The organism is Pseudomonas asplenii (genome assembly GCF_001293465.1).
GTDB classification, from domain to species: Bacteria; Pseudomonadota; Gammaproteobacteria; order Pseudomonadales; family Pseudomonadaceae; genus Aquipseudomonas; species Aquipseudomonas fuscovaginae_B.
The window spans coordinates 22,996-37,589 of the sequence record NZ_JSYZ01000030.1 but is presented as its reverse complement, the minus strand read 5'-3'; the positions used below and the strand labels follow the sequence as shown (position 1 = coordinate 37,589).

Here is a 14,594-nt window from a genome sequence, read left to right as displayed (position 1 = left end):
GATGAATCCGCGAGCGGGCGCTCGAAAGCGCCCTGGGAACTCAGAGGACCACCGTCCGGTTGGCATTGAGGAACACCCGCCGCTCGATGTGATAGCCCACCGCCCGCGCCAGGGTCAGGCCCTCGATATCCCGGCCCTTGGCGATCAGGTCCTCGGGATAGTGGCTGTGATCCACCACCTCCACGCCCTGGGCGATGATCGGGCCTTCGTCCAGGTCGTTGTTGATGTAGTGCGCGGTCGCCCCCACCAGCTTGACGCCCTTGTTGTAGGCCTGGTGATAGGGCTTGGCACCCTTGAAGCCGGGCAGCAACGAGTGGTGGATGTTGATGGCGCGACCATCGAGCTTGCGGCACAGCTCCGGCGACAGCACCTGCATGTAGCGGGCGAGAATCACCAGCTCGGCGCCGGACTCCTCGATCACCTGCCACACCTGCCGCTCCTGGGCCGGTTTGTCGTTGGGGTCGAGGGGGAAATGGTAGTAGGGAATCTGGTGCCAGTCGGCCAGGGGCTTGAGGTCGGGATGGTTGGACACCACCGCGACCACGTCCATCGACAGTTGGCCGATGCGCTGGCGGTAGAGCAGGTCATTGAGGCAGTGATCGGCCTTGGAGACCATGATCACCACTTTCGGCCGGTAGTTCGGCGCGGTCAGTTCGAAGGTCATGCCGAAGGCCTTGCCACGCTCGGCCAGGCCGGCGCGGAACGCCTGCTCGTCGAAACCTTCGGACTGGCGGAACTCCACCCGGATGAAGAAACGCCCCGAGAGGCGGTCATCGAACGAGTGGTGTTCGGTCACGTAACAGCCCTGCTCGAACAGGAAGCGGGTCACCGCATCCACCGTGCCGAGCACGCTGGGGCAGTCGGCAGTCAGAATCCATGTATCGGGGGCGCGGCTCATTGGGTGACTCCTGTTTTTGTGGGGCAAGCGCCAGGTGATCGATCAGCCGTATCATGATCGGCCTGCGGGCAATCCTCGCCCTTGTGTACACACCAAATCCTGTAGGAGCGAGGCTTGCCCGCGAAGCGTTTAGCGCCCTTGAGGACGCATTCGCGGCGGTTCGGCGCCCCGATAAGCCACGCTCCTACAGGGATCCAGGCAACGCGGTGCATCAGGTACCCCGCGGTGATGCCATCGCGAGCAGGATCAGGCCTGGACGTTCAGGCCATACTCGGCCGCCGCATCCTGCAGCCACAGCCACCAGTAGTCCGAGAAGCTGCGACGGATCACCAGTTCCCAGGTGTCTTCGGCGGTATGGCGGATGATCAGCTGCGACTTGGCGAACACCGTGCCGACGGCCTTGCCTACCGGGAAGTTGTTCGGGTGCACGTCGTAGCTGGTGGACTTCATCAGCACCTGGCGCACGTTCGGGCCGCTCAGCTCCAGCAGTTGCTGGCCTCCACTGACGTTGACGATGGCGATATGCAGGTCGCCCAGCGCCTCGCGCAGGGCCTTCTCGGTGGCGTATTCCTCACCGGTGGGAACCACCAGCAGCCACTCGTCCGGGCCGAGCCATTGCAGGCTGGTCTCGCCCTTGGCGACGACGGTCAGGGCCACGGGCAGGTCCAGCCCCAGGGCCTTCTTCACGCCGGCGGCGAACGCCGGGTCATGGCCGTCGCCACGGAGGGTCAGGTGGCCGAGCAGTTTCTTTTCCCGCACGGTCACGCCGGCGTTCTTGCGGCCCTTGCCCACCAGGCTGGCGAGATCGGCATGGTGCAACGACGACTCGGCCTTGGCCCCGGAAGTCGGGCGTTGCTGGTAAACGTTGGCTGTGCTCATGTGAAACACCTGTATTGAATTCTGTCTCTGATCGTTCCCACGCGAAGCGTGGGAACCATCGACTTAGATGTTCTGGCGATCGCCCTTCGGATCGAAGAACACCGACGACACGATCTCCGCCTCGATCACGGTGCCATCGGCCAGCGGTGCGAACACCCGCTCACCCATGCGCTTGAGACCGCCCTTCACCACCGCCATGGCGAACGAATAGCCAAGGGAGTTGTGGGCGTAGCTGGAGGTCACGTGACCGACCATCTTCATCGGGATCGACTGCTTCGGATCGAACACCAGTTGCGCACCTTCCGGCAGCCACTGGGTCGGATCGATCGGCTTGAGGCCGACCAGTTGCTTGCGGTCTTCACGCACGCAGTCCTCGCGGTTCATCCCGCGCCAGCCGATCCAGGAGAACGGCTTGGTGCGGCCGACGCACCAGCCCATGTTGAGGTCGTCCGGGGTCATCGAGGCGTCGGTGTCCTGGCCGACGATGATGAAGCCCTTCTCGGCCCGCAGCACGTGCATGGTTTCGGTGCCGTACGGGGTCAGGTTGTACTGCTTGCCCGCCTCGACGATCTGCTCCAGCACGCCCATGGCGTAGTCGGCCTGGATGTTGACCTCGTAGGACAGCTCACCGGTAAACGAAATCCGGAATACCCGCGCCGGTACGCCACCGACCAGGCCTTCCTTCCAGGTCATGAACGGGAACGCATCCTTGTCCAGGTCGATGTCGGTGACTTCGCTGAGCAGCTTGCGGCTGTTGGGGCCGGACAGGGTCAGGGTCGCCCAGTGGTCGGTCACGGAGGTGAAGTACACCTTCATGTCCGGCCATTCGGTCTGGTGGTACAGCTCCAGCCACTGCAGGACGCGCGCCGCGCCGCCGGTGGTGGTGGTCATCAGGAAGTGGTTGTCGGCCAGGCAGGCGGTCACGCCGTCGTCGAAGACCATGCCGTCTTCCTTGCACATCAGGCCATAACGGGCCTTGCCCACGTCGAGCTTGGTCCAGGCGTTGGTGTACACGCGGTTGAGGAACTCACGGGCATCCGGGCCCTGGATGTCGATCTTGCCCAGGGTCGAGGCGTCGAGCAGGCCGACGCTGTCGCGCACGGCCTTGCACTCACGCTTGATCGCGGCGTGCATGTCTTCGCCGGCGCGCGGGAAGTACCAGGGACGCTTCCACTGGCCGACGTCCTCGAACTTGGCGCCCTGTTTCACGTGCCAGGCGTGCAAGGCGGTGTAGCGCACCGGCTCGAAGATATGCCCGCAGTGACGACCGGCCACCGCACCGAAGGTGATCGGCGTGTAGTTCGGGCGGAACATGGTGGTGCCCATCTGCGGGATGGTCACGTTAAGCGAACGGGCGGCGATCGCCAGGCCGTTGACGTTGCCCAGCTTGCCCTGGTCGGTACCGAAGCCCAGCGCGGTGTAGCGCTTGACGTGTTCGACCGACTCGAAGCCCTCGCGGGTCGCCAGCTCGATGGCGGCGGCGGTGACGTCGTTCTGCAGGTCGACGAACTGCTTCGGTGCCCGTGCGGTGCCTTTTTCATGAGGCACCTGGAACAGCGCCAGAGTCGGTTCTTCCTGACGGGACAGGGCTTTGGGCAGTACGCCTTCGACCGCCTTGAAGCCGGCTTCGCTGGCGGCGCGCACGCCACCTTCGAAACCGTCGGCGAGGGTATCGGCCAGGCTGTAGACGCCGTTCAGGCCACCGACGCACACGCGTTTCTGCGGTGCTTCACCGGCGACGAAGCCGAGGATGTCTTCGCGCCAGACCGGCTTGCCGCCCAGGTGCGAAGCCAGGTGCACCACCGGGCTGTAGCCGCCGGAGCTGGCGATCAGGTCGCAGTCCAGCCATTCGCCGGGGCTGGTCACCTTGTGGGCACGCACGTCGATCGCGGCGACGCGGGCCGCAGTGACGCGCTTGCTGCCACGGGCCTCGATCACGGCGCTGCCGGTCAGGATGCGAATGCCCTTGGCACGCGCCTCTTCCACCAGCGCACCCCGTGGGTTGCTGCGGGCGTCGGCGATCGCCACCACCTGCAGGCTGGCATCGAGCCAGTCCAGCGCGACGCGGTAGGCGTGGTCGTTGTTGGTGCTCAGCACCAGTTTCTTGCCCGGTGCCACACCGTAGCGGCGGACGTACACCGAAACGGCGCCGGCGAGCATGTTGCCCGGCACGTCGTTGTTGCCGTAGACCAGCGGACGCTCGTGAGCGCCGGTGGCCAGGACCACGCGCTTGGCACGGACCCGGTGGATACGCTGGCGAACCTGGCCGATCGGCGCGCGGTCACCGAGATGGTCGGTGAGGCGTTCGTGGATGGTCAGGAAGTTGTGGTCGTGATAGCCGTTGACGGTCGCCCGTGGCAGCAGCAATACGTCCGGCAGCGCCTTCAGCTCGGCGATGACGCTGGCGACCCACTCTGCCGCCGGCTTGCCATCGAGGCTTTCGCGGGAGTCGAGCAGGCTGCCGCCGAACTCTTCCTGTTCGTCGGCGAGGATCACCCGCGCACCGCTGCGGGCAGCGGCCAGCGCGGCGGCCAGGCCCGCAGGCCCGGCACCGACGATCAGCACGTCGCAGTGCTGGTTCATGTTGTCGTAGGTGTCAGGGTCGTTCTCGGTCGGCGAACGGCCCAGGCCGGCCGCCTTGCGGATGTACTTCTCGTAGGTCATCCAGAACGACTGCGGGTACATGAAGGTCTTGTAGTAGAAGCCTGGCGGCATCAGCTTGCCGCCGACCTTGCCAAGAATGCCCATCACGTCGTTGTTGACGCTCGGCCAGCCGTTGGTGCTGGTGGCGACCAGGCCCTGGTACAGCGCCTGCTGGGTGGCCCGCACGTTGGGGATCTGGGTGGCCTCGGTGGCGCCGATCTGCAGCACCGCGTTCGGCTCTTCGGCACCGGCGGCGAAGATGCCCCGCGGCCGGGAGTACTTGAAGCTGCGGCCGACGATGTCGACGCCGTTGGCCAGCAGCGCGGCGGCCAGGGTGTCACCTTCATAGCCCTTGTAGGTCTCGCCGTTGAAGGTGAAGCTCAAGACTTTGTTGCGGTCGATACGACCACCGTTGGACAGGCGATTGACCTGGCTCATACCTTTTCTCCCACAGCCACGCCGGGCGCTTTCGAACTTTCCGCCTTGGCAGCGGTGAATTGGGGCTTCTCGCCGATCTTGTAGGTTTCCAGGATTTCGTAGGTGACCGTGTCACGGGTCACGTTGAAATACTGGCGGCAACCGGCGACGTGGTCCCAGAGTTCGTGGTGCAGGCCGCGCGGGTTGTCGCGGAAGAACATGTAGTCGCCCCACTGCTCGTCGGTGCAGTTGTTGGGGTCCAGCGGACGCGGGATGTGCGCCTGACCGGAAGCGTGGAATTCCTCTTCGGAGCGCAGTTCGCCGCAATGAGGACAGAAGATATGCAACATGGGAGTTTCTCCTGTTAGTGGGCGACCGCTGCAGCGCCGTGTTCGTCGATCAACGCACCGTTGTGGAAACGGTCGATGGAGAAAGGTGCGGCCAGCGGGTGCATTTCACCCTTGGCCAGGCTCGCGGCGAAGACGTTGCCCGAACCCGGGGTGGCCTTGAAGCCGCCGGTGCCCCAGCCGCAGTTGAAGAACATGTTCGGTACCGGCGTCTTGGAGATGATCGGGCAGGCGTCCGGAGTGGTGTCGACGATGCCGCCCCACTGGCGGTTCATGCGCACCCGCGACAGGATCGGGAACATCTCGACGATGGCCTGGATGGTGTGCTCGATCACCGGGTACGAACCACGCTGGCCGTAGCCGTTGTAGCCGTCGATACCGGCGCCGATCACCAGGTCGCCCTTGTCGGACTGGCTGATGTAGCCGTGCACGGCGTTGGACATGATCACGCTGTCGATGATCGGCTTGATCGGCTCGGACACCAGCGCCTGCAGCGGATGGGACTCGAGCGGCAGGCGGAAGCCGGCCAGTTTCGCCATGTGCCCGGAGTTACCGGCGGTGACCACGCCGACGCGCTTGGCGCCGATGAAGCCCTTGTTGGTTTCCACGCCGATGCACACGCCGTTTTCCTTGCGGAAGCCGATCACTTCGGTCTGCTGGATCAGGTCGACGCCCAGGGCGTCGGCACCGCGGGCGAAGCCCCAGGCCACGGCATCGTGGCGGGCCACGCCGCCGCGACGCTGGACGGTGGCGCCCATGATCGGGTAGCGGGTGTTCTTCGAGCAGTCCAGGTACGGAATCTCGTCCGCCACCTGCTGGGCGTTGAGCAGCTCGCCATCGACGCCGTTGAGGCGGTTGGCACTGACCCGACGCTCGGAGTCACGGATGTCCTGCAGGGTGTGGCAGAGGTTGTAGACGCCACGCTGGGAGAACATCACGTTGTAGTTCAGGTCCTGGGACAGGCCTTCCCACAGTTTCATCGCGTGTTCGTACAGGTGCGCCGACTCGTCCCACAGGTAGTTGGAACGCACGATGGTGGTGTTGCGGGCGGTGTTGCCGCCGCCCAGCCAGCCTTTCTCGACCACCGCGACGTTGGTGATGCCGTGTTCCTTGGCCAGGTAGTAGGCGGTGGCCAGGCCGTGGCCGCCACCGCCGACGATGACCACGTCGTAGACCTTTTTCGGGGTTGGCGTGCGCCACATGCGCTGCCAGTTCTCATGGTGGCTGAGAGAATGCTTGAAGAGGCCGAAGCCCGAATAGCGTTGCATAGTCATTTACTCCAAAACCGCTCTCAGCGATAAACCGGGAAGTCCGCGCACAGGGCCGCCACGTGCTTGGCGACATTCGCCTCGACGTCGGCATCGCCGAGGTTGTCGAGGATGTCGCAGATCCAGCCAGCCAGCTCGACGCACTGGGCCACCTTGAAACCACGGGTGGTGACCGCCGGGGTGCCGATACGCAGGCCGGAGGTGACGAACGGCGACTGCGGGTCGTTCGGCACGGCGTTCTTGTTCACGGTGATGTGGGCACGGCCCAGGGCGGCATCGGCGTCCTTGCCGGTCAGGCCCTGGCGAATCAGGCTGACCAGGAACAGGTGGTTATCGGTGCCGCCGGACACTACATCGTAGCCACGTTTTACAAACACGCCGGCCATGGCCTGGGCGTTGTCGATCACCTGCTGCTGGTAGGCCTTGAAGCTAGGCTCCAGCGCTTCCTTGAAGCACACGGCCTTGGCGGCGATCACGTGCATCAGCGGGCCGCCCTGGGCGCCAGGGAATACCGCGGCGTTGAGTTTTTTCTCGATCTCTTCGTTGGCCTTGGCCAGGATCAGGCCGCCACGCGGACCACGCAGGGTCTTGTGGGTGGTGGTGGTGACCACGTCGGCGAAGGGGATCGGGTTGGGGTACAGGCCGGCGGCGACCAGGCCGGCGACGTGGGCCATGTCGACGAACAGCAGCGCACCGACCTTGTCGGCAATGGCGCGGAAACGTGGGAAATCGAGGGTTTTCGAGTAGGCGGAGAAACCGGCGACGATCATCTTCGGCTTGTGCTCGACTGCCAGGCGCTCGACTTCATCGTAGTCGATCAGGCCGGTATTGGTGTCGATTCCGTACTGAACGGCGTTGTAGAGCTTGCCCGAGGACGACACCTTGGCGCCGTGGGTCAGGTGACCGCCGTGGGCCAGGCTCATGCCCAGGATGGTATCGCCGGCCTGCAGCAGCGCCAGGTACACGGCACCGTTGGCCGAGGAGCCGGAGTGCGGCTGGACGTTGGCGTAGTCGGCACCGAACAGTTGCTTGGCGCGTTCGATGGCCAGGGCCTCGACCTTGTCCACGTGCTCGCAGCCACCGTAGTAGCGCTTGCCCGGGTAGCCTTCGGCGTACTTGTTGGTGAGGCCACTGCCCTGGGCCTGCATCACACGCTTGCTGGTGTAGTTTTCCGACGCGATCAGTTCGATGTGATCTTCCTGGCGCTGCTCTTCGGCATTCATGGCGGCCAACAGTGCGTCATCGTAACCCTGGATCTGGTCTTGCTTGCTGAACATCGCGTCTCTCCCAGCGGCAGTGCGCCATTTCTTTTTGGTGGGGCACAGCTATTCGGTGGTGCCCTTTGATAGCGATGGTATGACCGGCGCAGACGCGTCAAATGCCTACGCACGCCTTGCAAGGGTGCGTTTACGACATGATCGTGGCGCGATCGAATAAAGGAGGGCCGGCCCCCCGCAAACCACGGGTGCCACCCGGTCCCTGCAGGAACCTATACCCCTGTGGGAAACCTCAACCCCCGCAGGGGCCGGATTTATCCGCGAACCGGTCCTGGAGATCGCTAAACGCTTCGCGGATAAATCCGACTTCCACAGGGACAGGGCGGCTTCCACAATGGCCGCTCCAGGCTTTTGATTGAATGGTTTTTTCCTACGGAAACTGTGCCTGTGCGCTGACGTCGATTCTGGTTACAGTGCAGGTCGTAAACGACCATAAGGACCGGGCCATGACCGACAAGAGCCAACAATTCGCCAGCGACAACTATTCCGGTATCTGCCCCGAAGCCTGGACCGCCATGGAACAGGCCAACCATGGCCACCAGCGCGCCTATGGCGACGACGAGTGGACCCAGCGCGCCGCCGACGGTTTCCGCAAGTTGTTCGACACCGACTGCGAGGTGTTCTTCGCCTTCAACGGCACCGCCGCCAACTCCCTCGCCCTGTCGTCGCTGTGCCAGAGTTACCATAGCGTGATCTGCTCGGAGACCGCCCACGTCGAGACCGACGAATGCGGCGCACCGGAGTTCTTCTCCAACGGTTCCAAGCTGCTCATCGCGCGCACCGAAAGCGGCAAGCTGACTCCCGATTCCATCCGCGAAATCGCCCTCAAGCGCCAGGACATCCACTACCCCAAACCGCGGGTGGTGACCCTGACCCAGGCCACCGAGGTCGGCAGCGTCTACACCCCGGACGAAGTCCGCGCCATCAGCACCACCTGCAAGGAACTGGGCCTGCACCTGCACATGGACGGCGCACGCTTCTCCAACGCCTGCGCCTTCCTCGGCTGCACGCCGGCCGAGCTGACCTGGAAGGCTGGCGTCGACGTGCTGTGCTTCGGCGGGACGAAAAACGGCATGGCCGTGGGCGAGGCGATCCTGTTCTTCAACCACGACCTGGCGGAGGACTTCGACTACCGCTGCAAGCAGGCCGGGCAACTGGCGTCGAAGATGCGCTTCCTCTCCGCGCCCTGGGTCGGCCTGCTGGAAAACGACGCCTGGCTCAAGCACGCCCGCCACGCCAACCATTGCGCGCAATTGCTGAGCAGCCTGGTCAAGGACATTCCCGGCGTGGAACTGATGTTCCCGGTGGAGGCCAACGGCGTGTTCCTGCAACTGTCGGAACCGGCGATCGTCGCACTGACCGCCCGGGGCTGGCGCTTCTACACCTTCATCGGCAAGGGCGGCGCGCGCTTCATGTGCTCGTGGGACACCGAGGAAGCGCGGGTAAGGGAGCTGGCGGCGGATATCCGCGAGGTCATGTCCGCCTGAACAACCGCTTGAACGTGGCGCTCCCGTGCAAGACGGGAGCGCCAATAGCGCAACGGACGCTGCCGCGCGCGACCCGCCGCTGCGCAGCGAGCCACACAGTGACTCAGTTCTGCCCGATCGTCCTGGAAATCACGTCCACCGTGGCACTGACCTGCTCCTGGCAACGATCGAGCACCTCACGGTGTTCACGCTGTTCCTCGATCCGCTGGGAGCACAGGTTCAGCGCGGTGAGCACCAGCAGTTGCTCACCGATCAACGTGGGAAACTTCTTCTTGGTATCGACCAGGGCGGTCTTGAGCATCTGGGTCGCTTCCAGCAGCGTCTGCTCATGCCCCGCGGGGGCCTTGATCGAGTAGTCCTCGCCGAGGATCGAGATGACGGTCACGCCGTCGTTGCTGGCTCTCATGCGCTCACGGGACCTGCGCTGACACGCTCGACCAGCGCCTGGATACGGGCGGCGGTGGCGCCCTGTTTCTCTTCCTGCTCCATCAGGCTCAACTGCAGGCTTTCGTTTTCATCCTTGGCCCGGGCCAGTTCGGTATTGAGTTGAGCATTGGCGGCCAACAGCTCCTGCTTCTGCTGCACCAGCTCGCTGACCAGTTGCTCCAGTTGGTTGAGGGAAGTCTCCAGCATTTTCTTGATCTCTCGGGCAGTTTCAAAGGGCGCGTACGATAAAGAAAAGCCCCCCGGTTTGCCAGGGAAAAACGCTCGCAAAGCCTTGATTTTACTGGCACGGGACTTCTCTTCGCCCCATAGGGACTGCGATTGGCGGAACATGTTCCAAACCTTCCGTCGCAAAGCCTCGACTGCGACAAATCCGCGCAGCGCCCTTTAGACTTTAGTCGCAGGACCGATAAGTCAGGTAGAGCTTCATCCAAAAGGCCGCACGGAACGCGCTTCTCTCAGGAAACATCATGTCCCTACGCACAATGAACATCGCTCCGAGAGCGTTCCTCGGTTTTGCCATCATTGGCACACTCATGCTGATTCTGGGCGTGTGTTCGCTGATCCAGATGAGCAAGATCCGTGCAGCCGCCGAGCAACTCACCAGCAACAGCGTGCCCAGTATCAAGACCCTGGACGAGTTCACCCAACTGACCCTGCGCCTGCGGGTGCTCTCCTATCGCCTGCTGACCAACCGCGAGCCGGATATCCAGGCCAAGACCCTGGAGCTGTTCGCCCAGCGCAACCAGCAGATCGACAGTGCCCGTGCGGTTTACGAAAAACTGATCGTCAGCCCCGAAGAGCGGGCGGCCTACGAGCAGTACGGGCAACTGCTCGGGCAGTACCGGCAGATCGAAGAGCGCATGAAGAACCTGTCGCGCAACAATCAGATGGCCGAGCTGACAGCCCTGCTCAACAGCGAATTGCTCACCAACTCCGAGCAGATCAACGCCGTACTCAACCGCCTGCTGGAGATCCTCAACCAGCAGACCAACGACAACAACCAGCAGGCGCGCGAACAATACGACGCGGCCTTCAACCTGGTGGTGATCCTGCTGCTGCTCGCCACCACCCTGACCTGCCTGTTCGCCTGGCTGCTGACCCGCAGCATCACCCAGCCGATCGCCCAGGCCCTGAACGCCGCCGAGCATATCGCCGAGGGCGACCTGACCCATCCGATCGTGGTCGACGGCACCGACGAGGCCGGCCGCCTGCTGCAGGCCATGCTCAAGATGCAGCAGAAACTGCGCGACACCCTGCAGCGCATCTCCGGCTCGGCGACCCAGCTGGCCTCCGCCGCCGAGGAGCTGAACAGCGTCACCGACGAAAGCGCCCGCGGGCTGCAGCAGCAGAACAATGAAATCGAACAGGCGGCCACCGCGGTCAACGAGATGACCAGCGCGGTGGAAGAAGTCGCGCGCAATGCCGTGAGCACTTCCGAAGCCTCGAAAAACGCCACCGCCTCGGCCAGCGACGGTCGCGACCTGGTACAGGAAACCGTCAGCGCCATCGAACGCATGAGCAGCGACGTGCAGAGCACCGCGACGCTGATTGGCAACCTCGCCGACGAGTCCCGGGATATCGGCAAGGTGCTGGACGTGATCCGCGGCCTGGCCGACCAGACCAACCTGCTCGCGCTGAACGCCGCGATCGAGGCGGCCCGCGCCGGGGAAGCCGGGCGTGGTTTTGCCGTGGTCGCCGATGAAGTACGCGCACTGGCCCACCGCACCCAGCAGTCGACCAGCGAGATCGAACGGATGATCGGCAGCATCCAGGGCGGTACCGAACAGGCGGTGGACTCGATGCGCAACAGCACCGAGCGCGCCGAATCGACCCTGAACATTGCCAAGGGCGCAGGCCTGGCGCTGGACACCATCAACAGCGCGATCGTCGAGATCAACGAACGCAACCTGGTGATCGCCAGCGCGGCCGAGGAGCAGGCCCAGGTGGCCCGCGAGGTGGATCACAACCTGGTGAACATCCGCGACCTGTCGGTACAGTCGGCCACCGGTGCCGGCCAGACCAGCGCGGCGAGCAACGAGCTGGCGCGCCTGGCGGTGGATCTCAACGGGTTGGTGGCGCGGTTCAGCCTGTAAACCGTGGGGCGCCCTTCGCGGGCAAGCCTCGCTCCTACAGGATCGAGTCGTTCAAAAATGCAATGAACGACGCAACCCTGTAGGAGCGTGGCTTGCCCGCGAAGAGACTCACACCGCCCTCAATCAGTACTCGATCCGCACATCGCCCTTCGGCACGCTGCAGCACGACAGGATGTAGCCCTCGGCCACGTCCTCGTCGGTGATCCCGCCGTTGTGCTCCATGTCCACCTCGCCGCCCAGCTTGAGCACCTTGCAGGTCCCGCAGATGCCCATGCCGCAGGCCTTGGGAATCATCAGGCCCAGCTTGGCCGCCGCCGCGTGCACGGTTTCGCCCGGTGCCACGCGAATGCTCTTGCCGGTGGCGGTGAACTCCACCTGGTGCAGGTCGGCCGCATCCACCGGCGGTGCGTCGGCGGCCTGTTCGGCCTGCTCCACCGCATCGGCCCGGGCTTCCGGCGGCGTCGCGCCAAAGGATTCCTCGTGGTAGCGGCTCATGTCGAAGCCCGCCGCCTCCAGCAGACGCTTCACCGCGTTCATGTACGGTGTCGGGCCGCAGCAGAACACTTCGCGCTCGAGGAAGTCCGGCGCCATCAGTTCCAGCATCTTGTGGTTCAGGTAGCCGCGATAGCCGGCCCACGGCTCGCCCAGGCCGTGTTTTTCACAGATCAGGTGCAGGCTGAAGTTGTCGATCCGCGACGCCATGTGTTCCAGCTCGCGGTGATAGATGATGTCCTTGGGCGACCGGGCGCTATGGATGAACACCATGTCGACGTTGCCGTTGGTATCGTAGAACCAGCGGGCCATGGACATCACCGGCGTGATGCCGACGCCACCGCTGAGGTACAGCACCTTGGGGCTGGGGAAGTCGATGGCGTTGAACAGGCCCACCGGACCGTGCACCGCCAGCTCCTGGCCCTCGTGCAGGGTGTCGTGCAACCAGTTGGACACCTTGCCGCCCGGCACCCGCTTGATGGTCACCGAGAAGCTGTAGGGCACCGACGGCGAACTGGAAATGGTGTAGGAGCGCATGATCTGCTGCCCCTCGATTTCCAGTTCCAGGGTGACGAACTGCCCCGGCTTGAAAAAGAACATGATCGGCTGATCGGCCATGAAGCAGAAGGTGCGCACATCCCAGGTTTCCTGGATGACCTTCACACAGCGCACGATATGCCGACCATTGGCCCAGGTCTGGGTCGTTACCGGATTCAGGAAGTTGTTCGACATGTTGTTCTCCACCGCTGACTGTCAGCTCTTATGGTGGCGATTCTGCGCAAGGCCCAAGCGCCCCGTTTACCTATTCGCGACATTGGCATGCTTATCGCGACCAGCCCCTAACGACGGGTGCTTGCGCGTCGGGAACGGATTCGGCCGTGTCGCCCATGGATAAGGTCCTGGTCGCTGCCAGCCCCACACTCCGTCGCAAATGATCCGCTGTATTTCTGTCTTGCGTCGCAACCGTGTGGTCCGAACCTGCTGCATCGACCACTTAGCCAATATTCGTCGGCCACACCGCATGGCCATGAGGACCTGAACGATGGACAACACCACCACCCTGAGCCTGGGCGACCCACTGGAGCCCGCACGCAAGGCCACCGCACAGATGCTGCAGGAACGTGAGCGGACCTTCTCCCTGCCACAACCGTTCTATTCGGATGACCGCCTGTTCGAAATCGACATGCAGGAGATCTTCCACAAGGAATGGCTGATCGCCGGCATGACCAGCGAGATCCCGACCAAGGGCAACTACCTGACGCTGCAGATCGGCAAGAACCCGATCATCGTCATCCGCGGCGCCGACGGCGTGGTCCACGCCTTCCACAACGTCTGCCGGCACCGCGGCTCGCGCCTGTGCACCGGCGAAAAGGGCAAGGTCGCCAAGCTGGTCTGCCCCTACCACCAGTGGACCTACGAACTCGATGGCCGCCTGCTGTTCGCCGGCACCGAGATGGGTGCCGACTTCGACATGAAGCAGTACGGCCTCAAGCCGGTCAACGTGAAGACCGCCGGCGGCTACATCTTCATCAGCCTGGCCGAGAACCCGCCACCGATCGACGAGTTCCTCAGCACCCTGAGCCACTACATGGAACCCTACGACATGGAGAACACCAAGGTGGCGGTGCAGACCACCTTGATGGAAAAGGCCAACTGGAAGCTGGTGATCGAAAACAACCGTGAGTGCTACCACTGCAACGGCTCCCACCCGGAACTGCTGAAAACCCTGCTGGAATGGGACGACGTCACCGACCCGCGTGCCGACCAGGCGTTCAAGGACCACGTGGCCGCCTCCGCCGCCGCCTGGGAAGCCGAGAAGATCCCCTATGCCCACGCCAGCTTCGGCCTGCGCAACCGTATCGTGCGCATGCCGCTGCTCAAGGGCACTGTATCGATGACCATGGACGGCCAGCAGGGCTGCAAGAAACTGATGGGCCGGATCAAGAACCCGGACCTGGGCTCGATGCGCATCCTGCACCTGCCGCACTCGTGGAACCACTGCATGGGCGACCACATCATCGTGTTCACCGTATGGCCGATCAGCGCCCAGGAAACCATGGTCACCACCAAGTGGCTGGTGCACAAGGACGCGGTCGAGGGTGTCGACTATGACGTGGCGCGCATGCGTCAGGTCTGGGATGCCACCAACGACCAGGACCGTCGCCTGGCCGAGGAAAACCAGCGCGGCATCAACTCCGTGGCCTACCAGCCCGGCCCGTACTCGAAGACCTACGAGTTCGGCGTGGTCAACTTCATCGACTGGTACAGCGAGCGCATGCTGAGCAACCTGGGGGCAGAGCCTGCACCATACCTCAAGGGCGTGCCGGTTAACGGCTAAGGGCAAAA

The 14,594-nt window shown here is 63.8% G+C and carries 12 protein-coding genes and 1 pseudogene; 4 read left to right on the top strand and 9 right to left on the bottom strand.

From position 1 onward, the window contains the following. Positions 1-40 precede the first annotated feature (40 nt). The 6 genes from purU to PF66_RS29480 form a co-directional block, all read right to left on the bottom strand. Positions 41-898 carry a formyltetrahydrofolate deformylase gene (gene purU / locus PF66_RS29505; protein WP_017903087.1) on the bottom strand — a complete coding sequence of 286 codons (858 nt, stop codon included), beginning with the start codon at positions 896-898 and terminating at the stop codon, positions 41-43. A 246-nt stretch (positions 899-1,144) separates the two neighbouring features. Further along, complete coding sequence (locus tag PF66_RS29500; protein WP_054064617.1) at positions 1,145-1,777, bottom strand: sarcosine oxidase subunit gamma; 633 nt, start codon at positions 1,775-1,777, stop codon at positions 1,145-1,147. Positions 1,778-1,840: 63 nt separating this feature from the next. Next, entirely contained in the window at positions 1,841-4,858 is a 3,018-nt protein-coding gene (locus PF66_RS29495) for a sarcosine oxidase subunit alpha (RefSeq protein ID WP_054064616.1), read from the bottom strand. Continuing rightward, complete coding sequence (locus PF66_RS29490) at positions 4,855-5,187, bottom strand: sarcosine oxidase subunit delta (RefSeq protein ID WP_054058087.1); 333 nt, start codon at positions 5,185-5,187, stop codon at positions 4,855-4,857. Before PF66_RS29490 ends, PF66_RS29495 begins: the two co-directional genes overlap by 4 nt. Before the next feature lie 14 nt (positions 5,188-5,201). Further along, positions 5,202-6,452: a sarcosine oxidase subunit beta gene (locus PF66_RS29485; RefSeq protein ID WP_054058086.1), complete on the bottom strand. Its 1,251-nt coding sequence runs from the start codon at positions 6,450-6,452 to the stop codon at positions 5,202-5,204. A 23-nt stretch (positions 6,453-6,475) separates the two neighbouring features. Beyond that, complete coding sequence (locus PF66_RS29480) at positions 6,476-7,729, bottom strand: serine hydroxymethyltransferase (protein ID WP_054064615.1); 1,254 nt, start codon at positions 7,727-7,729, stop codon at positions 6,476-6,478. Between the two features lie 446 nt (positions 7,730-8,175). On the opposite strand from PF66_RS29480, the gene PF66_RS29475 reads away from it, so the two are divergent. After that, complete coding sequence (locus PF66_RS29475; protein ID WP_054064614.1) at positions 8,176-9,216, top strand: low specificity L-threonine aldolase; 1,041 nt, start codon at positions 8,176-8,178, stop codon at positions 9,214-9,216. A 103-nt stretch (positions 9,217-9,319) separates the two neighbouring features. Here PF66_RS29475 and PF66_RS29470 read toward each other — a convergent pair whose 3' ends face one another. Beyond that, on the bottom strand, positions 9,320-9,622 hold the full coding sequence (locus PF66_RS29470; RefSeq protein ID WP_054058083.1) for a cell division protein ZapA: 303 nt from the start codon (positions 9,620-9,622) through the stop codon (positions 9,320-9,322). Further along, positions 9,619-9,849: a hypothetical protein gene (locus PF66_RS29465; RefSeq protein ID WP_054058082.1), complete on the bottom strand. Its 231-nt coding sequence runs from the start codon at positions 9,847-9,849 to the stop codon at positions 9,619-9,621. Before PF66_RS29465 ends, PF66_RS29470 begins: the two co-directional genes overlap by 4 nt. 281 nt (positions 9,850-10,130) lie before the next feature. Between PF66_RS29465 and PF66_RS34105 the strand changes: the two are divergent. After that, positions 10,131-10,853 (top strand): annotated as a pseudogene (locus PF66_RS34105) (MCP four helix bundle domain-containing protein); the annotation flags it as partial. 30 nt (positions 10,854-10,883) lie between these two features. Beyond that, entirely contained in the window at positions 10,884-11,756 is an 873-nt protein-coding gene (locus tag PF66_RS34100; RefSeq protein ID WP_425357925.1) for a methyl-accepting chemotaxis protein, read from the top strand. Between the two features lie 123 nt (positions 11,757-11,879). Here the strand turns inward: PF66_RS34100 and gbcB are convergent, their stop codons facing one another. Beyond that, on the bottom strand, positions 11,880-12,980 hold the full coding sequence (gene gbcB, locus PF66_RS29455; protein WP_054058080.1) for a glycine-betaine demethylase subunit GbcB: 1,101 nt from the start codon (positions 12,978-12,980) through the stop codon (positions 11,880-11,882). A gap of 310 nt (positions 12,981-13,290) precedes the next feature. On the opposite strand from gbcB, the gene gbcA reads away from it, so the two are divergent. Further along, positions 13,291-14,586, top strand: a complete 1,296-nt coding sequence (gbcA, locus tag PF66_RS29450) for a glycine-betaine demethylase subunit GbcA (protein WP_054064613.1) — start codon at positions 13,291-13,293, stop codon at positions 14,584-14,586. Positions 14,587-14,594 lie beyond the last annotated feature (8 nt).